Annotated in this window: 24 protein-coding genes; 2 read left to right on the top strand and 22 right to left on the bottom strand. The window is 37.8% G+C overall.

What is annotated here, in order from left to right; translation table 11 throughout:
• Nucleotides 1-26 precede the first annotated feature (26 nt).
• From UR08_RS01710 to UR08_RS01700, 3 genes are all read right to left on the bottom strand, one after another.
• Complete coding sequence (locus tag UR08_RS01710; RefSeq protein ID WP_115751939.1) at nt 27-1,253, bottom strand: peptidase U32 family protein; 1,227 nt, start codon at nt 1,251-1,253, stop codon at nt 27-29.
• 13 nt (nt 1,254-1,266) lie between these two features.
• Entirely contained in the window at nt 1,267-2,175 is a 909-nt protein-coding gene (locus tag UR08_RS01705; RefSeq protein WP_115751938.1) for a peptidase U32 family protein, read from the bottom strand.
• Nucleotides 2,176-2,291: 116 nt separating this feature from the next.
• Complete coding sequence (locus tag UR08_RS01700) at nt 2,292-3,359, bottom strand: MraY family glycosyltransferase (protein WP_338067032.1); 1,068 nt, start codon at nt 3,357-3,359, stop codon at nt 2,292-2,294.
• 221 nt (nt 3,360-3,580) lie between these two features.
• Between UR08_RS01700 and UR08_RS01695 the strand changes: the two genes are divergently transcribed.
• Nucleotides 3,581-4,519, top strand: coding sequence for an LCP family glycopolymer transferase (locus tag UR08_RS01695; RefSeq protein ID WP_115751937.1), 939 nt, complete (start codon nt 3,581-3,583; stop codon nt 4,517-4,519).
• 49 nt (nt 4,520-4,568) lie between these two features.
• Here UR08_RS01695 and UR08_RS01690 read toward each other — a convergent pair whose 3' ends face one another.
• The 14 genes from UR08_RS01690 to UR08_RS01625 all read right to left on the bottom strand — a co-directional run bounded on the left by UR08_RS01690 (nt 4,569) and on the right by UR08_RS01625 (nt 20,581).
• The gene (locus tag UR08_RS01690; protein ID WP_115751936.1) at nt 4,569-5,291 is read right to left on the bottom strand and encodes a GntR family transcriptional regulator; all 723 of its coding nucleotides are present in this window, start codon (nt 5,289-5,291) and stop codon (nt 4,569-4,571) included.
• Nucleotides 5,292-5,307: 16 nt separating this feature from the next.
• Nucleotides 5,308-6,012, bottom strand: coding sequence for a glucosamine-6-phosphate deaminase (locus UR08_RS01685; protein WP_115751935.1), 705 nt, complete (start codon nt 6,010-6,012; stop codon nt 5,308-5,310).
• A gap of 18 nt (nt 6,013-6,030) precedes the next feature.
• The gene (gene nagA, locus UR08_RS01680; RefSeq protein WP_115751934.1) at nt 6,031-7,164 is read right to left on the bottom strand and encodes an N-acetylglucosamine-6-phosphate deacetylase; all 1,134 of its coding nucleotides are present in this window, start codon (nt 7,162-7,164) and stop codon (nt 6,031-6,033) included.
• A gap of 101 nt (nt 7,165-7,265) precedes the next feature.
• A complete protein-coding gene (locus tag UR08_RS01675) occupies nt 7,266-8,312 on the bottom strand; it encodes a glycosyltransferase family 4 protein (RefSeq protein WP_115751933.1) in 1,047 nt (348 codons plus the stop codon).
• The gene (locus tag UR08_RS01670) at nt 8,309-9,718 is read right to left on the bottom strand and encodes a lipopolysaccharide biosynthesis protein (RefSeq protein ID WP_115751932.1); all 1,410 of its coding nucleotides are present in this window, start codon (nt 9,716-9,718) and stop codon (nt 8,309-8,311) included. Before UR08_RS01670 ends, UR08_RS01675 begins: the two co-directional genes overlap by 4 nt.
• 7 nt (nt 9,719-9,725) lie before the next feature.
• On the bottom strand, nt 9,726-10,982 hold the full coding sequence (locus UR08_RS01665) for an O-antigen ligase family protein (RefSeq protein WP_240616011.1): 1,257 nt from the start codon (nt 10,980-10,982) through the stop codon (nt 9,726-9,728).
• Nucleotides 10,979-11,731, bottom strand: a complete 753-nt coding sequence (locus UR08_RS01660) for a WecB/TagA/CpsF family glycosyltransferase (RefSeq protein ID WP_115751931.1) — start codon at nt 11,729-11,731, stop codon at nt 10,979-10,981. The genes UR08_RS01665 and UR08_RS01660 overlap by 4 nt, the downstream gene beginning before the upstream one ends.
• Nucleotides 11,731-12,378, bottom strand: coding sequence for a sugar transferase (locus tag UR08_RS01655; RefSeq protein WP_115751930.1), 648 nt, complete (start codon nt 12,376-12,378; stop codon nt 11,731-11,733). The genes UR08_RS01660 and UR08_RS01655 overlap by 1 nt, the downstream gene beginning before the upstream one ends.
• A 54-nt stretch (nt 12,379-12,432) precedes the next feature.
• A complete protein-coding gene (locus UR08_RS01650) occupies nt 12,433-13,095 on the bottom strand; it encodes a CpsD/CapB family tyrosine-protein kinase (protein ID WP_115751929.1) in 663 nt (220 codons plus the stop codon).
• Nucleotides 13,096-13,104: 9 nt separating this feature from the next.
• Nucleotides 13,105-13,827, bottom strand: coding sequence for a YveK family protein (locus UR08_RS01645; protein WP_115751928.1), 723 nt, complete (start codon nt 13,825-13,827; stop codon nt 13,105-13,107).
• A gap of 13 nt (nt 13,828-13,840) precedes the next feature.
• Nucleotides 13,841-15,127, bottom strand: coding sequence for a nucleotide sugar dehydrogenase (locus UR08_RS01640; protein WP_115751927.1), 1,287 nt, complete (start codon nt 15,125-15,127; stop codon nt 13,841-13,843).
• The gene (locus tag UR08_RS01635) at nt 15,124-15,585 is read right to left on the bottom strand and encodes a DUF4354 family protein (RefSeq protein WP_115751926.1); all 462 of its coding nucleotides are present in this window, start codon (nt 15,583-15,585) and stop codon (nt 15,124-15,126) included. Before UR08_RS01635 ends, UR08_RS01640 begins: the two co-directional genes overlap by 4 nt.
• Nucleotides 15,586-15,664: 79 nt before the next feature.
• Nucleotides 15,665-19,759 carry an immunoglobulin-like domain-containing protein gene (locus UR08_RS01630; protein WP_115751925.1) on the bottom strand — a complete coding sequence of 1,365 codons (4,095 nt, stop codon included), beginning with the start codon at nt 19,757-19,759 and terminating at the stop codon, nt 15,665-15,667.
• A gap of 99 nt (nt 19,760-19,858) precedes the next feature.
• Nucleotides 19,859-20,581 (bottom strand): cyclic nucleotide-binding domain-containing protein, encoded by a 723-nt coding sequence (locus tag UR08_RS01625; protein ID WP_115751924.1) that lies wholly within the window; start codon nt 20,579-20,581, stop codon nt 19,859-19,861.
• Between the two features lie 331 nt (nt 20,582-20,912).
• Between UR08_RS01625 and UR08_RS01620 the strand changes: the two genes are divergently transcribed.
• A complete protein-coding gene (locus UR08_RS01620; RefSeq protein WP_115751923.1) occupies nt 20,913-22,385 on the top strand; it encodes a helix-turn-helix domain-containing protein in 1,473 nt (490 codons plus the stop codon).
• 41 nt (nt 22,386-22,426) lie between these two features.
• On the opposite strand, the gene UR08_RS01615 is transcribed toward UR08_RS01620, so the two are convergent.
• From UR08_RS01615 to UR08_RS01595, 5 genes are all read right to left on the bottom strand, one after another.
• The gene (locus UR08_RS01615) at nt 22,427-23,287 is read right to left on the bottom strand and encodes a PspA/IM30 family protein (protein WP_115751922.1); all 861 of its coding nucleotides are present in this window, start codon (nt 23,285-23,287) and stop codon (nt 22,427-22,429) included.
• Nucleotides 23,288-23,305: 18 nt separating this feature from the next.
• Nucleotides 23,306-23,623, bottom strand: coding sequence for a lmo0954 family membrane protein (locus UR08_RS01610; protein WP_115751921.1), 318 nt, complete (start codon nt 23,621-23,623; stop codon nt 23,306-23,308).
• Between the two features lie 132 nt (nt 23,624-23,755).
• A complete protein-coding gene (locus tag UR08_RS01605) occupies nt 23,756-24,001 on the bottom strand; it encodes a hypothetical protein (RefSeq protein ID WP_115751920.1) in 246 nt (81 codons plus the stop codon).
• 105 nt (nt 24,002-24,106) lie between these two features.
• The gene (locus UR08_RS01600) at nt 24,107-25,558 is read right to left on the bottom strand and encodes a catalase (RefSeq protein WP_240616010.1); all 1,452 of its coding nucleotides are present in this window, start codon (nt 25,556-25,558) and stop codon (nt 24,107-24,109) included.
• Between the two features lie 19 nt (nt 25,559-25,577).
• The gene (locus tag UR08_RS01595) at nt 25,578-26,429 is read right to left on the bottom strand and encodes a GRP family sugar transporter (protein WP_115751919.1); all 852 of its coding nucleotides are present in this window, start codon (nt 26,427-26,429) and stop codon (nt 25,578-25,580) included.
• Between the last annotated feature and the right edge of the window lie 5 nt (nt 26,430-26,434).

Genomic DNA, 26,434 nt, shown 5'->3' with positions numbered 1-26,434 from the left:
TCCCGAAATCGGGATTCCTTTTTCATTTATTTCTTCTTACGCATAAAATAAAATGGTTCAACTGGTTCATCAACAACCATTTTAATCGTCATCATCGCATTTTTGGCACGATCAATTGATTCACCATCTTCATCCCAAATCTCCCGCACAACTTGCTTAAAGCCCGTATCGCTTGGACCATAAAACTCGATTTCATCCCCCACACCAAAATTATTTCGCTGTTGGAGTGTTGCTATCTTCGTTTCTGGATCATAAGCAAGCACTTGAGCTGCAAACGCATATTGAGGAATTTTTCGTGTTTTCCCGAACAACTGCTCATCTTCTGTTGGTTCCTGGTAAAAGAAACCCGTTGACAGCTCTCGTTGAGCCACTTTCCAAAGTTCATCTTCCCAAGCAGGATCAAATTCAAAGTTTTCCGGATCCGCACAATACGCATCTACAACTTTGCGGTACAAACTAGCCACCGTTGATACATAATGAATGGACTTCATTCGACCTTCAATTTTCAAGCTATCCACACCTGCATCCACCATATCTGGAATATAGCGAATCATTGATAAATCGACTGCACTCATTGAGAACGGTTCTTCGTCCGCGTCTACCAAGTTTTGCGCTATGCCATGGTCCATTTCAAACAAATCATATTTCCAGCGACAACTTTGTGCGCAACCACCCCGATTCGCATCCCGGTTCGCCATATGATTTGAGAGCGTACAACGCCCCGAATAAGAAATACACATCGCGCCATGAATGAAAGCTTCCATTTCGATATCTGTTTTCTCACCGATTTCACGAATTTCTTCCATGCTCACTTCACGAGCCAGTACAACCCGCTCAAGCCCGCGCTTTTTCCAAAATTCAAGTGTTTTATAGTTCGTAGCAGAAGATTGTGTCGATAAATGCACAGGAAGTCCCGGTGCGCTATCAAAACAAATTTGAATAAGCGCAGGATCTGAAACAATAACGGCATCAATTCCAATCTCCCGTAACGTTAAAAAGAATTCCCCTGCTCCTTCTGTATCACCTTCATGAGCTACCATGTTAGCAGCTACATAAACCTTAGCATTATGTTCATGAGCAAATGAAACGCCTTCAATCATTTCCTCATAGCTAAAATTACCTGCACGCGAACGAAGCCCGAAAGCCTGCCCGCCAATATAAACAGCATCCGCCCCATAGCGAATAGCGATTTTTAATTTCTCTAAATTCCCTGCCGGCGCAAGCACCTCAGGTTTTTTCGTGATTGTTTTCACTGATATGTCCCCCTTACTTGACCTCATCCGGATCTTTTAAATAAAATCCAGCATTCATGTTTCGCGTACTTGGCGCAAGTTCTGCTAAATGATTCACAAAGGTTTCCGCAACAAAATTACCTGCTTCAAGCGCTTCCTTTGCTTCGACAAATAACTTCGCGATCGCAACAAAATCCGCTCCGTGCATCAAAATCCCATCCAATTTCCAAGTTGTTAATCCCGCATCAAAAAGCTCTTTTAGATAAGGCATCATCGAAATATCTTCGGAACTAAAAATATGCGTGCCATTTTCATCTTCGTAAATCGGCATCATACTTTCTGAATCATTCGGTTCGCGAAGATACAGGCCACGTTCCTTGCTTGCATCCTCATTCAGTTCCACAATGTGATAATAATTCGTCACAAGTTTACGCTTCGACTGATGAATACAAGTCGGCCCGTAAACAAGTACTTCCACAGGCAAATCCAACTTTTGACTAATTTCAAACAGTTCAGGCCTTGTTAATTCTCGAGCAAGAACCGCTCCAATCGCTCCTTGTTTCACCCAAAAATCAATTTGTTCAGCACTTGTCACAAAAGTTTGCGCATCGTACACATAAGGTAAATCAAGTTCGAGTTCTTCTAGTGTTAAAATAACCCCAGGGTCTCCGCAGGCGATTTTATCCACCTTCATTTCAGCAAGCGCCTTTAAAAATTCAGGGAGCTCGTCGAAATGCTCATTGTGCATGAGTCCGTTGACCGGAACTAAAATTTCCTTTTGATAAGCATGTGCGAGTTTCGTTAGCTCTTCTAGTTCAGAAAGACTAAACGAAGTCGGCAGTCTAAGTCCAAAACGACTGTTTCCCGCATAAAGCGTATCAATCCCGGCGCGAAGCAAATTTTCGGCTTGCAGTGCTGATTCTGCTGTCGCAATAATTTCCATTTAATTTTCCTCATTTCTCCTTTAGGCTTACTGAAATAATGTATCACAACTTCACGCTTGCATCAATATCCCTTAAGAAAAAAAGCCCGGTTTAGCATGCTAAACCGGGCTTTTATTTATTCAGTTTTCTCTTCATCTGACGAATCAGATTCAATCCGCAAGAGTTTCATGATCGGCCTATAATTTTGTCCGATTAAGCCAAGTGACTCAATCAGAACCTCCACAAGCAGTAATAAAATGGCCATAAGTAAAACGGAACCCCAAACCGTCGACATCGTGAAAATAAAGGAAAAAAGCGAAAAAAGTGCGGAAATCGCATAAATTAAAATCACGGTTTGACGATGAGTAAATCCAAGACCCATCAGTTGATGGTGGATATGCGACTTATCTGCCATGGCAAGTGGCTGTTTAGTAACCATTCGGCGAATGATCGCAATGATTGTATCAGAAATCGGAACGCCGAGAATTAAAATAGGGACAATAAGCGAAATAAAAGTAACGTTCTTAAAGCCCATCACTGAAAGCACAGAAATCGAAAAACCTAAAAATAAGGCTCCTGTGTCTCCCATAAAAATTTTAGCTGGATTAAAGTTAAAGGGTAAGAATCCAAGTGTTGCAGCAATTAAAAGTGCTGAAAGCATAATTACAACCGGGTCTGACATAATAAAAGCCATCCCTAAAATGGTAATCAGTGCAATCGTTGAAACACCAGCAGCTAAGCCGTCTAGTCCGTCAATTAAATTCACAGCATTCGTAATCGCGACAATCCATAAGATCGTAAGCGGGATACTAAACACACCAAAATGCAATTCTCCACCAAACGGTAGATTGACAAATTCAATGGTAATACCGCCCCAAAAAACAATAATAAAAGCAGCCACTACTTGACCTAAAAGTTTATATCGCGCTTTAATTTCAAATAAATCATCAATAAATCCCGTAAGCATCATTACTGTTCCAGAAATAAAAATTGGCCAAAGTATCACTTTATCGATCGGCAGTAAAAAAAGGCCTATACTGAAACTTATATAAATGGCTAGACCACCAAGACTCGGTATTGGTTTCACGTTTACCCGTCTTTTATCTGGCTTATCCGTCACATCAAAATAAAGGGCTAACTGACGAATAAATGGTGTTAAAATCAAAGAAGCCAGAAGACAAATAATCAATATGGGTAAAATCAAGTGAGGCCCCTCCTTTTTTCTATCGCTTTATTCAATAGTTAATTATACTTTCTTTCAAATTGAAAAACAATGAAAATCCTGTTTCTTGTCTGTTCTTTTAAAATTTCTTTAAGATTAAACACTTCTTGAAGAATTTGTGTCTATTTTTTAACGATTTTTCATAAATTGCTGACGAACAAGTAAAAGTAGTATAAAATGATAATGTAAATATGCAGGAAAGGATGACAAATTTGCGAACAGAAAATAGAAAACGTAAAAAGAAAAGAAAAGGTCTTAAAATCTTTCTGCTCATTTTGCTTGTAATTGTTTTGCTGATTGTCGGCTATCTAGGTTTTGCTTACTGGAAAACGACTTCGACATTTAATAAAATTCATACACCTATTAGCGGAAAGGAAAATACAGCTGTTGCTCTTGACAAAAAACAACCGTTCTCTGTCCTAATTCTTGGGGTTGATGAACGCGATGGCGATAAGGGGCGTTCTGATACATTAATTGCAGCTACTGTAAATGGAAAAACGAATAAAATTCAAATGCTTAGTGTACCACGGGATACAAAAACGCTTATCCCGGGATATGATTCCAACCCACACAAAATTAACGCCGCTTATGCATATGGCGGAGTGAAGATGGCTGATGCCACTGCTACTGAATTCTTAAACGGCATTCCGTTTAACTACTACATCAAAATCAACATGGAAGGATTCCGCGACCTTGTAGATGCTGTTGGTGGTGTCAAAGTTACAAATGATAAGGAAGGTTTAAACTTCAAAGGAAAATCTTTCAAAAAAGGAAAAATCAGTTTAAATGGGGAAGATGCACTGACTTATGTTAGAATCCGGAAATCCGATTCAGAAGGTGACTTCGGGCGCCAAAAACGACAGCAACAAGTAATGTCTGCTATCGCCAACAAAGCCCTTAGTACCGGTATCATTTGGCGATTTGATGGCATTTTAAATGCTATCGGCGATAATATTGAAACTGACTTTACAATGACTGATATTACTCGAATCGCTAAAAATTATCGTGGAGCACTTTCAAATGTAGATAACCTCCAAGTTAAAGGAGAAGGAAGCCAAGAATCAGGCGGTCCTTGGTATTTCAATGTTTCAGACTCTGAACGTGCCCGGCTCCATGATGAACTAAAGAAAAACTTAAACTAACAAAAACGCCAAAACCTCAAAGGTTTTGGCGTTTTTTCTAAATAAATCATCATTGTTTAACTTTAGCAACAAACTGAAAGCGACTTCCCACATACTGGGAACGCGTAAACTCAAATGGTCGACCATCATCAAGCGCTGTGATTTGCCGTAGCTTCATGACAGGAGAACCCAGTTTCACATCTAAGAACGGCGCTACTTTTTCAGAAACAAGCGCTGCTTCCATCACTTGCTCCGCATCGCCGATTTTCCGTCCAAGTTTTGTCTCAATCGCATTGTACAAGGAATCCATAATATCCTCTTTTGTTAGAAGAGACGCAATTTGTTCGGGAATCGCAGCTACTTCAAACAAAATGGGAACTTGATCCCCATAACGAATCCGTTCGATTTTCATGACATTACTATTTTCGCTAAGATTCAGTGCATCTTGCTCTTGAATACTTGCTGGACGAATCCCATACGAAACAATCCGCGTTGAAGGAGCTTTTCCTTCTTGAAGCATTAAGTTTGTAAAACTCGTTACCGCCTCAAGTCGTTCAGTCAGCTTCTTTTCCGCAATGAACGTTCCCGCACCGACGCGCCGCTGCAAAATCCCGTCATCCACTAATCCTTGAATCGCTTGGCGCACAGTCATCCGGCTCACATGAAACATTTCAGCAAGTTGTCTTTCGGCAGGAATGGACGACCCGATTTTCCATGTCCCCGCTTCAATTTTTTGCTTGATTTCTGCCTGAATTTGCATGTAAATTGGAATACCTGATTTTTTATCGATCATTTTTCAGCCCTCATTTTTACAGAAGTGAAGCCGCCTCATTATCCACAATAATCGTCACGTCTGGGTGATTTTGAAGTGCAGAAGCAGGGCAATCCTCTGAAACAGGTCCATTTACCGTAGCTTTGATTGCTTCTGCTTTGCTTTTCCCAAAAGCAAGCAAGATAATTTTCTTGGCATTCATAATGGATTTAATCCCCATTGAATACGCATGTGTCGGCACATCTTCTTCTTTTTCAAAATAAATTTTGTTCGCTTCACGTGTTGACTCCGTAAGAAGCACTTTATGTGTCAACGAATCAAACGGCGTTCCTGGTTCATTAAACCCAATATGTCCGTTTGTTCCAATTCCAAGAATTTGAATATCCACCGGATGCTCGTTTAAGATTCCTTCATAACGACTGCATTCTGCTTCCGCATCTTCTGCAAGACCGTCCGGTAAATAGCTTTCCTTAAATTTCTTTTTCGAGAAAAGCAAATCATTCATATAGTAATGATAACTGTTTGGATCGCTCGCTGCAAGACCTACATATTCATCTAAGTTAACAGTTGTAATTTCACTCGTATCTACATCACTTTTAATAAATTCCGCATAAAGCGTTTCGGGGGTGCTTCCAGTTGCAAGTCCAAGAGTACTCACTTTCCCTGCTTTAATGGCAGATTCGATGATTTGAAGTCCTTCTTTTGATCCACTTAGTTTGTCTTCTACTTTGATAAGTTGCATATCGTTTTTCCTCTCATTTCACTCATATTTTTGACCGTACGAATACGTCGCGGTAATTTGTAAATCTTGATCTAAAATGTTGAAATCGGCATCTTTCCCTGCTTCAAGGCTTCCTTTTGAAGTAAGTCCGAACTCTGTTGCTTGGTTCACTGAACTCATCAAGACAGCCTCTTCAATTGTACAACCTGTAAATTCGATCATATTACGGAAAGCATCATCGTAAGTTAAAACACTTCCAGCAAGTGTTCCATCTTCTAAACGTGCTTGTTTGTCTTTCACAATAACCGTTTGACCGCCAAGTTCAGATTTTCCTTCTGGCATTCCTTTAGCACGCATTGAATCCGTAATAAGAGAAATACCGTGCGCACCTTTCATTTTGTAAGCCAGTTTGACCATATCCCGATTAACGTGGATACCATCAACAATTAGTTCCGCTTCAATGCCATCTTCTAAAAGCACATGTCCTGGAACACCTGGTTCGCGGTGCGTCATTCTATGACAAGCATTGTAAAGATGCGTTGCATGAGTGGCTTTACTTGTTTTCAAATGTTCGCGCACATCATTTGAGTGACCAATACTTGGTACAACACCTAGTTCATAGCATAAGTTTTCAAATGCAGGAGAAGTTTCGTGTTCAGGATCGTAAGTAACAAGCTTAATACGTCCGCCTGAAATCTCAAACCATTTCTTAAAGAGTTCTAAATCTGGCGCCATAATATATTCTTCCGGTTGTGCGCCTTTAAAAACGGTGGATACAAATGGGCCTTCCAAGTGAATCCCACCAATTAGCGGTTCATCTTGTGCCACTTCATTAATCACACGCAATGCTTTTTCGATGTTTTCTTTCGACTGTGTCATCGTTGTTGGGAAATAAGTGGTAATCCCTTCTTGAAGCATTCCACGAACTTGTTTTTTCAAGCCTTCTGGATCCGCATCCATTGCGTCGTGCCCGTATCCACCATGTGAATGCACATCAATAAAGCCAGGAACAATTTTTTGTCCTTTCGCATCAATGACTTCTTCCCCACTTTGCGGTTTGAAGTTCACCATTTGACCAACTTCTTGAATTTGTTTATCAAAACGAATGTAAGCATTTTCGAGTACCAATTTACCAGTGTAAATGGTTGCATTTGTTACTACTTTTATTGCCATCGTCACATGCCTCCTAAATTTAATCGGTCTATACCAATTATTATACCGCTTTTCCCAAAAAAAGCAACTCATCATTTCAATTTTACCCGAAGTTTGCGAAATTAATCAGGATTTTTATCATTGAGCGTTTTTTGATACAAAGAAACCCATTTCGCATGATAACTGCCGATCGAAAAATCTTTTTGAACTGTAAGACGAGCTTCCTGACTTAAATCATTTTGAAGCCTTGGCACACTCAAAAAAAACAGCAGCTTTTCAAGCATTTCGTCCAAATCGCCAGGTAACACGAGCAAACTGTTTTCACCAGAACGAATAACTTCGGGAATCCCGCCCACTTTAGTAGTAAGATTTGGAATGCCAGCTCCCATTGTTTCTAAAATCGCCATCGGCAGCCCTTCAGAATACGATGGTAAAAAATGAAGGATTGCGTTTTGCAAAACCCGTTCTTGCTCTTCAGCAAGTATCCACCCTCCAAGAGATACATTTTGAATCTTTTCCTCTCGAATTTTCTTCGAGATTTCCTCTAATTCGCCGTCGCCATAAAGAATAAATCGCACTTTTGGGAAAAACGGATAGATTTTCTTCGCAATTTCAAGCAAATCAAAGCTACCTTTTCGCTTTCCAACGCGTCCTAATGTAATAATATTGAGTGCTTCCGGGTTAAAAAGAGTTTTCTCAGGAATCTTCACCGCATTCGGAATAACGGAAACCCGTGCACTCGTTAAATTCTCATAAAAGGCTGCCCAATTTTCGCTGAGAGCAACAACTCCATCTAGTCGATTCAAAGTGCGGCGAATCCACCATTTTGCAAGTTTTGAGCTTTGCTTATAAAAAAGATCAAACTGTGAAGCATGCATGTGAAAAATCACGCGACAATTCTTAGGGACGAGCTTGGCAAGAAGAGCTTTACGAAAAAAACTGCCTTTTTGCGCCACATGAAAATGAACCAAATCAATTTGCTTTGTATGAATCATTTTTCGAATTCGAACATAAGCCAAATATTCCGTCCTCCATTTTTTGCTTTTTGTCCAAGAATCTAAAAAGAAAAGGTGCACCTCGGGTTCATTAAAATATTGTTTGAAATTTGAAATCACCGTTGCCATACCGCCTTTTTCATTTGAACCGGGCCCTACCATTAAAATATTCATATTTTCAAACCTTTCTTTGTTAACTGTAAAAGCATTCGCCATTCATTTCGATATAAAAAGAGTATCCAAACAAAGGCCATTAAAATAAAGATTTTTTCCAGCCATATTTCTCGAAAAAAAGCACTATTAAGTGCCAGCAGATACAAAATTAGTGTCGTCCAAATATGCCGTTTTACTGGAAACCCTTCCCAGTTTCTCATCGAAAAATAAGTGCGTGTTAAAAAGAAAAAAATATACCCGGTTCCTGTTGCTATCGCTGCGCCAAGAGCTCCGTAAACAGGAATTAAGAAAAGGTTACAGATAGTTGCGACAAAAACAGCAACGAGTGACACATAGATGTTTAGAGAACTTCGTTTAGAAAAAACAATCCCCAAATTCGTTGTCTCGCTCACCGTCATCATGAGTGGATAAAAGGTGAGTAGTGGAAAAATATACTGAGCATCTAAGTAAGCTGGTGAAAGTATCCAAATGAACCACCTCTTAAAAAACAGTAAACCTAAAAAGGCAACAGAAATGGCTAACATAACGAAGTGGCTAACTGTTTCATAATAAGAAATCGGTTTTTTTTCTTGAAACCATTCATAAGCCGTTGGCACCCAGAAGTTAGCAAAACTAACTTGTAAAATCATAAGCGCACTAGCCACTTTAAAAGCAGCTGTATAGATTCCGAGTTCATGAAACCCAGAAAACATCCGCAAAAATACCTTATCCAAAATGATAAGCAAGCTATACAAAAAGGTGCCAATTACAATCGGAAAGCCGAATTTTGCAAGTTGCTTGATAAAAGCGACGTCCCATTTCGCTTCCGCTTTCCGAAACAAGTCTATATGTAGCACTATCAGTAAAAGGTCTCCTGCAATTTGTCCAAAGAGCATTCCGTAAACCACGGTAATAAAGCTTCTTGGTCCAACAAAAAGCGCTAAAAGAGTGCCAAGTAAAACCATCAGCTTGACAACAATGCTATATATAGAAAATCGAATAGCTTGATTTTTCATCCGCAAAAATAATAAAATAAACCGTTCAAAAATGAGAAACAAACTGGAAAAGGCTAACAACTCTACTGCATGGGTATAATGAGCATCAGCAAACAAGAGAAAAGAAATCGGACGAGCTAGTAAAAATGAAAAAATAATAATTACCAGTGCGCCAATTAGTGGTACCGCCATCGCTTGTTTTAACAAAGCTTTTTTAACTGGATATTCATGAAATTCGCGTGTAAAAGCCTGATCAAACCCCAAATAAATGAAATAAGTTAGCAGTGTTTGTGCTAAGAAAAACATACTCGTTTTCCCATACTCTTCAGGAGTCAAAAAATAAGTAGTAACTGGGAGCATAATTAAATTTAATAAGGCTGAACCAAGCGCCCCAAGTGAAAACTGACTAAAACGGATCAATAAAGTTTTCAAAATTTTTTCATTTCCTCTCTTGTAAAATGATCCCTCCACAAACGAGCCCTAAAAAGGTGGAAGAAAGTGCGGAAAATAAGACATGACCGGCAAAAAAGCTGTAAACAATAATAACCACAAAAACAAAACTGTAGATGGAACGCTTGCCGGGTTGAAATGCTTTGAAGGCAAAATATCCCAATAAGAGGAATAACAAAAGTACGCCCAAAAATCCCAATCCAAAAAAAGCATCGAAAAAGTCCATTTCGATCAATCCTAGTCGTTCAAAATGTTCAAGTCGATATTCAAATCCTTGCCCAAAAAGCAATGTAAGAGGCATATGTGGATCACTCAAAAAGTATTGCCAACCGTTTTCCAAAAAATGACTTCGAGAACTGGTTAAAAGACGGATCAAATTTCCATCATAAAGATAGTAAAAATAAATAATTCGCTCATAAGTTCCTTGCACTAGTTCGGCCATGTAACGAAATCCAAAAAGGACGATCCAGCTACAACTAAAAAGGCTAATCAGCCAAATTGAGATTTTGTGAAGGACCGTTTCATACGTAGCTTTAAACAGCAAATAAAATAGGGAAAACACATAAACTAAAATGCCGTAAAGAATACCAGTTTTTGTTCCAAGTAATAGCAAGGAAAACAAATTGCCAAACAAAAGAACCGTTAAAAAAAGGACACGAAGATTCCAAGTTTTTTGCAAAGCCGCTAATAAAGCTCGTGCTGTAAAGGTAATTGAAACAATAAAAGCTAAGCTTGTATCATTATTTGCGAAAAAAAAGCCCTTATAGCCGGCATCTGAATGATCATACGTTTTATAACCTATGCCTAAAAAATAAGGAACGATAAGTTCAATTGTAAAAAGAAAACTAATCCATAAAAATAGCGCATTCAGATTCACTTGCTTAAAACTTTTTTTGTGCTGAGCAAAGTAATAAGGAATTAATGCCCACAAAAAGTATTTCACAAAGACAAGCGCATCTTTAGCAAGCCAATCAAGTGAATTTTGTAAAACGATACCTTGAATGAGAAAAATAGAAAAATTCCCCACAATGAAAAACAAAATAAGCCATGTGAATTTTGATTTTGCGAATAAACCTGAGGCAATTACACAAATCAAAAAAAAGAAAAAGCAAAAGCGGTATAAAATGCCAATTGGAATGGCGTATCCTGATGTGAGAAAAAAACCATTTAAAAAGTCTGTAACTGGAAAAATCCAAATAAAAAAAATAAAAATATTAACATGGATAGGTACTGTTTTTATCATCATTTTTTTCTTTCCATCCGCCATTTTTCCTTCAAGACTGAACATAAGAAAATCGCATTTCCAATTAAATAGCGTTTTGCCATACGCCTTGGCTCTTGTAAGAAGCGATAAAACCATTCAAGTCCAGCTTTTTGCATCACAAGTGGCGCTCGTTTTGTCTTTCCCGCAATCACATCAAAACTACCACCAACGCCCATCACAAATGGAACATGAAGCTTTTCTAGATTGGCATGAATCCAAAATTCCTTTTTCGGACTAGAGAAGCCTACAAATAAAATGTCTGCACGACTTGCGCGGATTTCAGCAGCAATTTCTTCAGACTCTTCTTCAAAATAACCATTCCGAAATCCTGCTACTTGAAGATTCGGGTACAATTTTTGGTGCTTAGATACAACCTTTTGAACAACTGTTTGTTTCGCTCCAAAATAATAAACACGCCAGCTTTTTTCGGCAGCAAGTCGAACGAGCTCTTGAAACAAATCAATTCCAGCGACACGTTCTGGGATGTCATGATTTAAAAATTTAGCTGCCCACACGATTGCTTGACCGTCTGCGCTAATCAACGAACACTCGTTTATGATGCTTCTCAGTTCAGCATCCCTCTGTAATAAATTAATTTTCCCAGCGTTAATCGCTACATGTTGCACGGGTTCTCGAATCAAAATCAATTGTTCAATTCTTGCTAGCGTTTCTTGCATGCTTAGTGGATCTAGGTAAGTTCCTAGAAGATAAAATCTTTTTTCCTTCTCCATCAGTAAGCTCCTTTAGATCTGAAAATTGCTAAAAATGTTTTGGCTATTATTTTTGCGTCCAACTTAAATGAACAATACTGAATATACGTCAAATCTAGTTCAATCATCTCATCAAAACTTAATTCACTCCGGCCGCTCACTTGCCAAAGGCCCGTACAGCCAGGAGTCACAAGTAATCGCTTCTTTTCATGAGACGTATAAGTTCTCACTTCCCGTGGTAGAGCCGGACGAGGACCAACCAGTACCATCTCGCCCTTTACTACGTTCCACAGTTGTGGCAGTTCATCCAAGCTCGTTTTCCGCAAAAAACGTCCGATTGTAGTTACTCGTGGATCTTCTCGCAACTTAAACATCGCTCCTGTAGCCTCATTTTGATTTAAATATTGCTCTAGCTGAAGTTCCGCATCCACACACATCGTTCGAAACTTATACATTTCAAATATTTGCCCATTTTTCCCTACTCGTTTTTGTTTAAACAAGACAGGCGCTCCTCTTTCAGAAATTTTAATAACGAGAGCAATAACACAGAAAATAGGGGCAAGAACAAACAGCCCAATCAGACTTAATCCCTTCCCCATCTGCCTCTTCCACTTTACGTATCCTGTTTCTTTGGGAAAAAACTGCATGCTTGTTTTTATTGAATTCATTACTGTCTCCCCCTTGTAAAATAAGTTTTAAACGATCATCTTCTTCAAAACTCTTTAGTAATAATAATGTTTTGCATTTTTAGTTCCATTAAATATCACACCGAGTAAGCGAGCTTTCGAGAGCTTGAGTTTTTCAACCGCCAATTGCGCCTTTTCCTTTACGGTTTGATGATAGCGGCATGTCAAAATAACTCCATCGGCAAGGTCCGTTAATACGAGAGCATCCGAGACAATCGTTATAGGCGGCGTATCCACGATAATGATGTCAAAAAACTGTTTCAGTTGAGCTACCAATTGCTCCATTTTTTTAGAGGAAAGCAATTCACTTGGATTTAATGGACTTGGTCCCCCCGTTAAGATACTCAACGAATAGCCATCCATCTCTACTTCTTGCAAACCGTTCATTACTGAGCTTTGTTCTGCCATAATATTTGTAAGTCCAACATAGCGGCTAACCGGAAAGTATTTATGAATCGTTGGTTTTCTTAAATCAGCATCAATTAAAAGGGTACGTTCGCCCTTTTTCGCGTAACAAATCGCAAGATGTGAGGCAACTGTCGATTTTCCTGTACCGCTTTCTGGTGAGGTAATTAAAATCACTTGTTTTTTGCGCTCACTATTTGCCAAATCAATACTCGCACGAATGAGTCTAAACTGTTCTTCCGTAGCCGCTTTCTCCTTTTCTTGCTTAACGGGCTTTCTTACATTTTCTTTCATAAAAATGGGTCACTTCCTTAGCTTGTCTTTTGTTTCAGTCAGACAGAAGTCTTCTTTTTGAAATGTACTCACTTCTCCGAGCACAGGTAGTTCTAGCAACTCTTCAATTTCTTTTATTGAAGTAAACGTTCGTTCAAAAAACAATTTGATTACAATGAACAGAAAAGCAGCTACGAGCCCTAAAAGAAAAGCTAGTGCAAGCATCAATGCTTTTTGCGGTTTAATCGGAATTTCCTCACCCGTATACTGGGCTGGCGAAAGAAGAGTAACATTATCAATATTCATAATTTTCTGTATATCCTGAGTAAAAATCTGTGCGGTTAAATTGGCAATTTTTGTAGCGACTACTGGATTTTTATCATGAACGCGGATATCAATAACTTGCGAATTCGTTGTATTCTTAACTTCAATCATTTCTGCAAGTTCTTGCGTTTTATATTTTCCATTCAGTTTATCTTTAACCTTTTCCAAAATCCGAGGGCTTGTAATAATCGTGCTATAAGTATTCACCAATTGTAAATCGGCTTGAACTGTTTGCGCTTCTACATTATTAGTTGTTTTTTTCTCCGACTGATTAACAAGTATTTGCGTACTTTTTTGATAAATAGGCGTTGTAAAATAAGTTAAATATACAAGCATTGCTCCTACAAAAATAAGAATGATCGCAAAAATAGATACCAAATTTTGTTTAACTGTTACTAGTACTTTTTTTAAATCAATTCGTTCATTCATTGCTTTTCTCCTATCAAAATGGTAAACGCATTTCTCTTTTGTTAGTGGGTTCAAATTGAAAAATATTACCTAATGTATAATACTTGTCGAAATCCGTTCTATTTGAAAGTATATTTTTAGTATCGAATGCTATACGAGTTTTCATCAATTGAATATTTTCTATTGAAATTTTCTTAAATTCATCATGATCACACAAAATAAGAGCCAAGTCACTTCCTTCAAAAGCTTGTTTCAGCGTATCAGCATTCTCTTTTTGCACATGTGGATCATATACAGCTATTTGATAATCGGTTAAAAGTTTTAATTGCTTGGTAATTTGAACAGCTGGGCTTTCACGAATATCATCAATATTGCCTTTATAAGCCTGGCCTAAAATTGTTAGCTTAGTTCCTTTATTCATTTCCATCATTCTCACAACTTGATTCAAAATAAATTGCGGCATACTACTGTTTATTTGTCTGCTCTTATAAATGAGCTCCGCTTCTTTAGGGGCAGCTGCTACAATAAAGTAGGGATCAACAGCCAAGCAATGTCCTCCAACTCCTGGACCTGGTTGATGAATATTCACGCGTGGATGCCGGTTAGCCAGACGAATCACTTCAAGAGCATTGATTTTAAGTTTTGTCCCTATTTGAACGAGTTCATTAGCAAGTGCTATATTCACATCACGATACGTATTTTCCATCAGCTTTGATAACTCTGCCGTCTTTGCTTCTGTCCCTAAAAGTTCACCTTGAACAAATGTTTGGTATAGTATTTGTCCTTTTTTCGTGCATGCTGGAGTTATTCCTCCGATAATGCGATCATTAAAAATCAATTCATGCAAAATCTTCCCAGGTAAAACACGTTCTGGACAATGGACTAAAAATAAATTCGAACCTATTTCAAACCCTGCTTCTTCAAAAAATGGAGCAACGACATCATCCATCGTTCGCGGTGCAATCGTTGATTCGATCACAATTGTATTTCCAAAGCGTACGTAAGGTAGGATGCTTTGAAGTGCACGTTTGACGTATTGAAGATCGCAACTACCATACTGATCTTCAATATTCGGGGTTGGCACAGCTATAATAAAAGCATCTGCATAATCTGGTACAAGGCTTGCTTGAAATTGTTTTATTTCAAGTGCTGTTTGAAGAAAATCTTGAACCCCTGGCTCTTCAATTGGAACTATTCCTTGGTTTAACTGATCAACAGTCTCTTCTGAAACATCAACCCCTACTACTTCTACACCATGATTAGCAAACATAAGAGAGGTAGGTAGTCCAATATATCCAAGCCCCATTGTCACGATTTTCATTTGGCATTCACATCCCATTCTGCTAATCCTTTTTCAACTGGCTTATATACAAGTTTGGAAACTGTTTCGTTGGAATTAACAGCAAAAGATGCAGTTCCTGTAATCGATTTTCCTTTTTTCAGCTCATCACCAAAGGCTGCCATGGAAGGGTCTACTTTTATTTCTTTACCATTTTTCAATTTAAGAACAAAATCAATGGCACCAATTCCCTTATTAGTAGCTGAAACATTTTCAGCTTCAATTGAAAACGTATAAAGTTGTTGTTGCTTCTTTCCTTCTGCTTTTTGATTTACTTCCTGTTTTTTCACCTTAATTTTTAAGCCATTTGCAACAATAGCTTTAGTTTTCGCTGAGATTGCTTGTGTGTGATCTGTTGAACTCGACTTCTCACTTTGTCCTGCACAAGCAGATAAAATTAATACACTTATCACGCCTAAACTTATCCATATTTTTTTCATTTATTATTCCAACCACCTTATGAATGAAAGTAATCTGTTGCTTTTAGTAAACTCTAAAAGCAACAGACGTAAAAATAACTTAATCTAAAATTTTAACTGTTACTGTATCCAATAATTTTGTGTTTTCGCTATAACCTTCCAGCTTGACAATGTCATCTTTTTTTATTTTGTTTTTTCCAACGAAATAGGAAAAAGCACCAACATTAAAGTCTCCACCCCAAGCACCTGGAACACCATTAATATATACTTTAGCGACAGAGATATCGCCATCAAAAGCACCTTTAATTACTGTGTCACCAAGTTTATAGGTAGCTGAAACAAATTTGCCTTCTATATTGCTTTTTACAGATACAATTTTACGATCTAAAGGCTTATCTTGAGCATCATAAGCAATGACTTCCACTTTTGATTTTTCTTTGATAAGTCCTGATTTTACATAATAAGAAAACATGCCGTTAGATTGGAAGTTTCCACCCCAAGAGACAGATTTACCATCAATAAGCAATTGAATTTTTGCTACTGCACCCGTATACGTACCAGTAATTGTAGAATTTCCAAGTGTGTAAACTTTAGGCGTAATCTCTCCCTTTAAAGTAACTGTAGAAACCACTTTACGATCTAGCACTTTCTTATTCTTATCAAGTGCCACGAGTTCAACTTTATCGCCTTCTTTAATGGTTCCTGCTTTCACATAATAAGAAAACTTACCGCCACTAAACGCTCCACCAGTTGAAACATATTTATCATTCACATATAGTTGACCTTTCACTACATCTCCACTATAAGTACCAGTAATAGAGGTTGTTCCAGGGACATAAGAATTTGGTGTAAGGCTTCCAGTTAAAACACCGTTTACTTGAACTGTTTTCCGGTCTAAAACTTTTTGATCTTTATCAAGTCCAACAAGTTCAACTTTATCTGTTGCCTTTATAGTCCCAGCTTTCACATAGTAAGAAAACTTGCCGCCACTGAATGTGCCGCCTTTTGAAACAAACTTGCCATTTACAAATAGTTGGCCTTGTACAATCTCTCCACTATAGTTACCAGTGATCATAGTTGATCCAACAGTGAAAGCGTTTGGTGTAAGACTACCTTCAGCCACACCCACAATTTGTACAGGTTTTCGATCTAGGACTTTTTGATCCTTATCAAAAATAGCTAGTTCTACTTTATCTGTCGCTTTGATACTTCCAGCTTTCACATAATAAGAAAACTTGCCACCACTAAATGTTCCACCCGTGGATATGTGTTTCCCATTCACAAACAATTGCCCTTGTGCCACTTCACCAGTATAGCTACCAGTAATTGTTGATCCGCCAACTGTAAATGGACTTGGTGTAACAGTTCCAGTCTGCACTTTGTTTACTTGAACAGTTTTTTTATCAAGTACTTTATCTGTACTGTCTAGCGCAACGAGTTCAACTTTATCGCCTGCTTTGATGGTTCCTGCTTTTACATAGTATGCAAACTTAGAAGCTTTAAATGAACCACCCGTTGAAATATATTTCCCGTTTACATAAAGTTTCGCTTTTGCAACGTCACCTGTATAGGTACCAGTCACTTCTGTCTTACCAACAGTGTATAGATCAGGTGTGATAGTTCCAGCTGTTGCACTGATAACAGTCGTAGATGCTATATTAGATTTATCTGTTCCAACAAATGCTTGTGCTTTTACTTGCGTACCAGCTTTTTGTGCTGGAATCGTTATATTATAACTACCATCGGCTGTTGCTGTACCGTGCCCAATAACTTGATCTGCAACTTTCACTTCAACATCTGCACCTGGTTCAGCAGTCCCTTTTGCAACTGTGGAAGTCGTCATTAATTTTTCAATTGTTGTAGGCATCAAGTTAGAGCTATCTGTACGAGTTGCAAGACGAGAATAGCTATATATATCAAAACCTGTCACATTGTCCCCAATGGTTGGGCCTCCATAATAGTTATAGTTAACACCATTTAAATTAGGAACAAAAATCGTATCCGCAGATACATTTTTCCAAGAGTTTGTTGGTGATGTACTCCAAGCTTGTCCACGATTCCATGAATACAGTTGACTAACAGTATCCATCACAAAATGAGTTTGAAAAGCTGTATTTCCATTTCCTCGACCACGAATCAAACGACCAAGTCCTGGATTAAAATGATTGCTTTGACGAATATCCATCAATGCCGGTTTAATAATTTCAAGTCGCGAACTATCTGCACCACTCAAGTCAAAAACAGAAGTGGATTGATTAGACAGCGTTTGAATATTTAGTTTCGAGCCTTCATTAAATTGAATTTTGCTGTTTGCCCGAATCGCAGAATAATCTCCGCCTTGAGCTGCACTGATCCCAACAGTTGTATTTTCTCCAAACATGGTTGTTCCATCTGTAAAAATCCCTTGCTGCTCTGTATTATAAATACGTAAAGCTGACGAACGATTTAAATTAAACAAAGATGCATTTCCTGCTTGGCGAATTCCTAGTCGAGCTTGAATTTTTAGTAAGTTCTTTTCAGCAAGTTCAATTTTAGCTGAATTGATCGTTGATATTCCATTTCCTGATAAAGCCTTAATATCTAATTCATTATTTTGATCAAAAGTTAGGTTTTTACCTGATGTAATTCCATCCCCACCAGCATTAATCTTGAATTTGACGTTTTTGCCTGTAGTAAGACCGCTGCCGTCATTTCCTAAATAAATCCCGGTTTGTAAAGATGAAAGCGCTAAGTCTGTATCATTTCCTACTTTCATAGAAGCAGCACTAATCCCCATGTTATTTGCTGATGTAGCTTCTAAATGACTGTATGATCCAATGTTCACCATTGCAGGTGTTTGCCCCGCTCCTAAACCAAGTGAATTGAAGTAAGACTGAATATTAAAATTAATGTTGTCGCCTAGATTAATGTCTCCGCGAGAGTTAATTCCTGATGCATTTCCCGAGTTGATTTTCACATTTTTCTTTGTGCTAGCTACTGGTTGATTAGAAATTTCGCCAATTTTAACCCCACCAACATCTGCTGTAATCCCATCTCTCAAAGCGTTAATTGTTAAATCTGAGCCTTCACCGGAAGAGAATCCTTTTGTCACAATTCCTGAAAAGCTTGTACTTGTGATATCAAGTTTATTATTTAGACCTAGTTTAACATTGGAACTAGCTCCTGTTGTTTCAATACCGTTCCCAGAAACTTTGATATCAAGGTTGACATCGTCTCCTGTTGACACTCCTGATACTGAGCGAATACCTGTACCATTTCCGCCATTTACTCCAGAAGAAATATTTATACTTGCTCCATTATTAATTTGTAAAAAACCAACGGAAAAAGCACCAAATTGTGAATTGGAAATTACTTTGGCTCCTTCACCAACAAGCAAAGTGCTTCTGTCTCCGGAGAAAGCATATCCCGTATTTGAACGAATATTGAGCAAAGAGTTTTTCCCGATCGAAATATTTCCCGCTGTTGAAACTTGGATTGCATTTCTCACAGCTTCCATTCGATCAATTTGTGCATTATCTTCTACTTTAAATTGATTGATATTGGCAATCATAGAAGATTGATTACCAGTAAATGTATTATGCTTACCAGAAATTGTTAGGGCACCACCGTTTGCTGCATCAATTAAGAAACCGCTAGAGGTCACATCACCCAAAACATTGATGGCAGGGCTCGAATTTGCCCCATTTTGTGTAAACATCGCAACGTTTGATCCATTACTTCCGTTATATAAAGCAACGTTCGATAAATCTATTCTTGTGAAACCTGAAACGGCAATTCTTTTTCCTGAAAAGGAAAGCTTATAACCGTTCCCTTCAATTCTTACCGATTTTGAAAGATTAATATCTTTCATTAAAGTAATGTCATTGGCAAGTTTAATAACATTGGCATTACTTTGAAGGCTTAGTGCCGATTCTAACTCTGCAGGTGTTGCCACTGTTACTGGAATTTCAGTAGCTCTTGGACTTATCGCCAGTGTCCGCTTAAAATTGGAACCACTAACTTTTGATCCATCTTTCTTAAGATCTTTTTGCAAATTCGTTGAAGCAGCCGGCTGTTTGACACCAGTAGCCACATTTTCTTTGCTTTCGTTTGGTGTACTTGTTGCTAGTGCCGGAGAAGCTGCCAAAAGCTGGCTAGCAGCTAATGAAGCCGCAACAACCAATATGCTCCCCTTTTTCAAACTTTTTTTCTTCATAAACTCTAGTTGCTCCTTTTCCTAATGAATTTTTATAGCTCCCGCTATCCGCGCCTAAAACTTTCACCTCCTCTCAATGGGGATTAAAACGTCATTTTATTAATTAATTTGAAGGATCTCCGTCTGTAACTTTTGTTTATGGAGCTTCATTCTTTGATCTTCGGTGTACTGTAAAATGCCTTTAAAGAAGAATTCTTGCATCATTTTATAGAAGAATGATTTATCGACATTACAAAAATTTATAAGGTCCTTACTTTTAATCCCCTTAGGTAAAATAAACCATTCCCCTTCACGTTCAATGCCACTTTCTTCAATTAATTCAATGAATGCAGACAAAACTTTTTTCCTTCTACTAAAATTGGATAAGGTAAATAGGCGCCTTGAAAGTCGTTTTTCTGATTCTATTATATATTTCATTAAAAATTCCGAAAAAGATGGGCGTATTGATAAATAATTCAAAAGATACTCTAGTTCAATAAAAACAACAGTTGCTCCTTTTTGAATTTGCGTAAACTTGGAACACGCAATTTCGTCTTTTGTAATCATTTCTAAGCCTAAAACTGCTTTATCAACTAAAAATTCCAATACTCTTCGCTGATGATCAAAGGGAGAGTCTAAATAGGTGACACAAACACCACTCGTTAAAAAAGCAATATATGGATTAGCAGTTCGTGAAAAATTAATAGTAACTTCCTTTGTTATCGTCTCTTTAATGACTTGCTTTTCATGAACCTTGTTAAAATCCAATTCTTCGATGATTTTATTTATGGAAACTGATGTAATCAAAAGTCCACTTCCCTTCATTTCGTTGACATACGCCATTATAATCGCTCCTCTTTCGTAAAAAAACCTATCAGTTGTACAACTTTATTTTTTTTTGTGACAGTTTTATGTCTCTTTTTGAATTCAAATGTCTTTCTGCTATTACAATACCAGTGAATCATGACTTTTAAGATAAATTATTTTACTTTTTTTAGAGAAAAAAATTTTCATTAATCTATATAGAAAGCGTTGACATTAAAAAAAAACGTATAATTTATTTATTTTTTTTCTTTAATACTATAAAAAACAAATTTTGTTCACAGAATAGACAAAATTAGCGAGAGGTAGTATCCTTTGTTTATGTATTATTTAACATTTATATGGAGGGAATATGAATTTTATTGATCTATTGAGTAAAAAAGACCAGCGAATGTTGGTTCTTTTAAATGAGCTGACTATTCATGGCTCACAAACCATTGACGAATTATTAGCTAAACTTGAAGTAAGCAAAAAAACGTTACTAACAACTATTGATGAAATTAATTTGTTTAGTATGAAGAAATATAATCAAGCAGCCTTCTCCGTCCAAAAAGATGTTTTATTTTCGATTGGGAATTTAAATGCTTGTTTATTTGATTTATATAAAGAAACAGCCAAGCAGTCTATTCCTGCTCAAATTTTGACACAGCTATTTACACAGCAGGTGAGTTCCACTTCCATTCTTGCCGAAAAATGTTTTAGTAGCACGGTCACAATTCATCAAAATATCAAACAGCTAAATGTTTTTTTAAAGCGCTACGATCTTCAAATTCTGTCTTCTCCGATTCGTATCACTGGGGAAGAACATCAAATTCGGTTTATGTATAAAGCATTTTTCTGGGCCATCTATTACGGAAATGAATGGCCGTTTATTTTGGTTCCAAAAGAAAAGCTGATAAAAGAAATCGAAGACGCAGCACCTTATTTAGCTTCACATCATACAAACATGATCCAAGAAACGATTCTTTACGATATTGCGGTTATTTTGTCACGTAGAGCAACAAAAAATTTCATCACAAGGCAAATTACGCACAACCCTAACAGTCCATTAAACAAAATTTTATATAATTCTGGAAAGCTGGTTGAGCTTGGCAGCCCTAAAGAGCAAGTCACGCTAGAAAACTCTTTTACTTTAGCTATTTTGGAAGGCCCGTCGATTGTAAATCGCGATTATAGTTTGATACATGAAATGTTTTTTCATTATCAAAACAATCCCACTACCGCCTATCACATGCTGCTTACATTGATGGAATACTTACATGTGTTCTTAACTGATGAAGACTATCGCAAAATGGATATGACGGCAATCAAAATGCAGTTTATGCAAGTTTTTTCCATGGTGACTTATTTCCAAGGAATAAAAGAAGATTTTATTCCTTTCCGAGACAAACAAGAAAGAAATAATCTTTTTCTTACTCAAATCGTGCAAAAAATCAGCACCAAACTCATTGATACCTATCCAAAACTCGCGGTAGCTGAGGAAGTGATACGGCGTCAACTGAACCGAATCCTTGCTGATAATCTTGATTTTACAAAGTATTTGCCTGCCATCACGATTCTCATTGATTTTGATATGAATCCCTTGCATAATCGCTTAATTCACCAAATAAAAAAACTCGACTATCATTGTCTTTTTCTCAGTTATTTAGATGCACCGAATAATTGTGACTTATTAATCTCTAGTTCAATTCCTTCCGAATTAGCATTTCGAAAAAAATTCACTTTATTTCACAGAAATCTTACCTACAATGACTATCAGTTACTGGATCAACTACTCTCAGAACTCACACGTGAAAAACTGGCAGAAAATCAAATTGAATTTTAGACACAAAAAAAGCAGAACGATTTTTCGTTCTGCTTTAGCTATTACTTTTCTTCTTTGTTAGGTGAATCCTCATTGTTGCTGTCTTTCTCTAAAGGCATTTCATTTTCTTCATCTGACTTAGATTGAGGTTCTTTTTTTCCCGCTTCTTTTTCTAGCTGATCTAGTTTTTCATCCATTGAAGCGCGATCTTTTTTCTTAAAGTTTTGTTTTTCTCGTTCGATTAAGTCGTCTACCATCGAAGTGAAATCTTGTGTCTTTTCTTTAATGACTTCTTTGCTTTTCGTTGTTTTCTTTTCTAGTTCATCCATTAAATCATCAAATGACTGAGACAATTCTTTTGCCATATCCGCTTTTTTATTCGCCTCTTCAGCTAAATCACGTTGTTTTTGAGCTTCGTGGTAATCAGATACACTGCCCCAACTCATGTCATGAATGACTTTATCCATTTTTTGCGATGTTTCTTCAGCATTTTTTTCAGCCATCTCTGCTAGATGTTGCGTTTTTAAGTTTTTCCACTTCAAACGCATTTCGTGCATCCGCAGCTCTAATTCTTCAAGCTGTGCCGCCGCTTGATCATAGTGTTCTTTCGTTGTCGCAAGTTGCTCTTCATATTGAGTCACTTCTTTTTGAGCAAAATCAGCTAGTTTCGTTTCACCCGCTTCATTCGCTACTTCAACTTGGTGACGACGTTTTTCAACGTAAGTTTCCATTTCTTTATACTCTTTATAGAAAAGCGATTTTAATTCACGTTGTTTTTCCACCATGCGTTCAGCTTCTTTAATTTCAGCTTTTGTTTTGTCCATGTAATAACTAACGGAATTTCGTTTTTTTTCATTTCGTTCGTCCAACTTCTTGCTGACATCTTTGTTCCACTCTTTTAATTTATCAAATAGATTTGCCATAATTGTCTCCTCCAAAAATTATTTATTATATGGGTAATCGAATGTATCATTTTCTTTGTAACGCTTGGATTTTTTGTTCTTCAATAAGAAATAAACAATCGCTGCAACAACGATCACTGCAATTGCACCTTTTAGATTAGAGAAAATCATGAGGGCACCGAGTGCGATCAGAATACTATAAAGTACTTTTTCTCCAACTGAGTTCGACTCGCGCAGTTTGTTATAGGAATAAAATCCGAGTACTGCACCGACTGCTGCGATAATCGCTGGCCAAAGTATGGTCAAAAGTAGCACAGCAAGGATAATAACCAGTAGCGCAATGATGAAACCTTTCATATTGTTTTCCTCCTTCTCTAACTATACCTTATGATAACGCAAAATCATAACCTTGATAACAAACTATAGAAGGAAGTTCGGGTAAGTCTTGAGGCCTATAAAAAAAGATTGAGCAGTCGCTGCCCAATCTTCTTATTTTCCTTCTATTGCTTGTTCTTCATTTTCATAGTTAATAGCTGTCATGGCTCCCTCTGAAAACATGTTATCCGCTGCTAGTTCTGCTTCTTCATCCATTTCAGTTGATAGATAGCGACGCTTGATGTCTTCTACCGAACGAAATGGGTCTGTTTTGATTTTACATTTTTTAGCTCCAATTATACTAGAAACTACAAGTGCGATTGCTGAAAAAAATAATATTTGCTTCGTTTTTCGCTGCAAAGCTATCTCCTCCTCACCATTCTCTTAATTTTTCCCCTTCTTAAATTAGACTAAACCAAAAAATAGGCACTCAAGAATTCTTGAGTACCTATTTCGATATTTTCCTCATCCTTTAATCTGTTCTAAAGGAAGTTCGAGAGCTTTTGCAACTCGGATGCCATATTCTGGATCAGCTAAATAAAATTGGCGCGTTTCGCGAATTTGAATTTCTTTTTTGGTGACTTGACCGAGATTTTCTTTGATGGTTTCGATCAAACGATCTTTTTCTTCTGGAGTCATTAATCGGTATAGGTCACCTGCTGCAGAATAGTAGTCTTCATCATAAGCATAATTTCCAACTTTTCCTTCTAGTTCATCGCCGTGTATTTTCGCTTCTGGGTCTTCTACTGGGCCGTTAAAACTGTTTGGCTCATAGTTAACGCTTCCGTCTTGACCGGATACCATGAATCCATCACGTTCATAGTTCTTCACATTGTTCAGTGGACGATTCACAGCAAGCTGTTCAAAGTTTGCTCCGAGACGATATCGTTGCGCGTCTTTATAGCCGAATAGGCGACCTTGGAGCAATTTGTCAGGGGATGCTTCAATGCCTGGAACAAGGTTAGCTGGTGAGAAAGCGAGTTGCTCCATTTCTTCAAAGTTATTCGTTGGATTTTCATTAAGCGTCATTTTACCGATTTCAATTAATGGATAATCTTTTTGCGAAACTACTTTTGTAACATCGAAAATATCGTGTTTATACTTTAGACCCTCTTCATAGGGGAGGATTTGGGCGTAAAGCGTCCACGATGGATAATTTCCATCTTCGATTGCATTAAATAAATCATTCTGCAAGAAATCTAAATCTTTAATAAGCATTTGATCAGCCAATTCATTTGACATGTTTTTAACACCTTGATCTGTTCTAAAGTGATATTTCACCCAGAACTGTTCGCCTTCTTTGTTGACCCATTTAAAGGTGTGGCTGCCGTAGCCGTGCATTGTTCGGTAACTTGCCGGGATCCCACGATCACCCATTAGATACGTGACCTGATGGACAGATTCAGGGGAAAGCGACCAGAAATCCCACTGCATATCAGGTGTTCGTTTATGTGTTCGTGGATCACGTTTTTGAGAGTGAATGAAATCTGGAAACTTAAGTGGATCATTCACAAAGAAAACGGGCGTATTATTACCGACAATGTCATAGTTCCCATCCTGTGTGTAAAATTTAACAGCAAAGCCACGAACATCTCTGTAGGTATCTGGATAGCCGGCTTCGCCTGCAACTTGAGAAAAGCGAACCATTAATGGGGTTTTTTTGCCCACACCATTAAATAAATCAGCTGTTGTGTAGGCACTCATATCATGCGTTAATTCAAAGACGCCTTTTGCGCCTGCTCCTTTTGCGTGAACAATTCGTTCAGGAATTCGTTCACGGTTAAAATGCGCTAGTTTTTCAAGCAAAGCATAATCCTGAATTAAAACTGGGCCACGTTTTCCTGCTGTCAAAGAGTGTTCATTATCTGCCCACGGCTGTCCTGCATTTGTTGTTAGTTTGTCTTGCACTTCAATCATCTCATTTCTTATTTTTTTCTTAAATCAGAACAGTAATCACACTGCCAATTACAATCAGTAACAACCCAAAGATTGTTTCTTTTAGTGCCCGTCCTGACTTAGACTCCTTCAAAATTACTATACCCCCAATTGTCGAAATGACAACATTTAATTGCGTAATAATATAGGCTGTCGCCACTCCATTTTTTTGCGCTGAGAATATATAAGCAAGTGCTGAAAGCCCGAAAATCAGTCCGACGATCACGGCCTTCCAACTCTTTTCTTCTCGAAAAACTCGTTTATTATTGATGCAAGCATAAAGCACTGCGCCAATAAACACGCCTAACATTTGTGGTAAAAAGATAGCTAATCCAGAAGCGGATACAGCCTTTGGTAGTGCGCTATATACCCAGTAACCCAAGCTTGTCGCAGCTAGAACAAAGATGCCTCGTTTCGTCTCTGTACGATTTTGTGTATTATCTGAAACAGAAGTAAGTAGCACACCAATAATGAGCAGCAAAATTGCAAGAAAACCAATGATTTTGCTCAAAGTTCCTGGCCATTCACCAAATAGAATCACACCAATAAGTGAAGTTCCAACCAGTTGAAAACCTGTTGAAATCGGCATGGTTTTCGATACACCAATCAAACCAAAGGCATGATATTGTCCCGTTTGCCCTACTACCCAGAATAAACCAGATAATAAACTCAGTATAAAAACATTTGTTGCAACAAGATGAGGTGAAAAAATAGCAGTTGCAACAAGGCCTGCAATGAGGGCACCAATACCGGTTCCAAAAATTTCGTTTGATGGTTTTCCACCAATCTTACGTAAAATAAGTGGTTGAATTCCCCAGCCGATAGCAGGAAGTAAAGCGATTAGTACATTCATTTAGT

Source organism: Listeria kieliensis, assembly GCF_003369925.1.
Classification (GTDB): Bacteria; Bacillota; Bacilli; order Lactobacillales; family Listeriaceae; genus Listeria; species Listeria kieliensis_A.
Note: the sequence above shows the minus strand (reverse complement) of the source record. Positions and strands in the feature narration are given on the sequence as shown.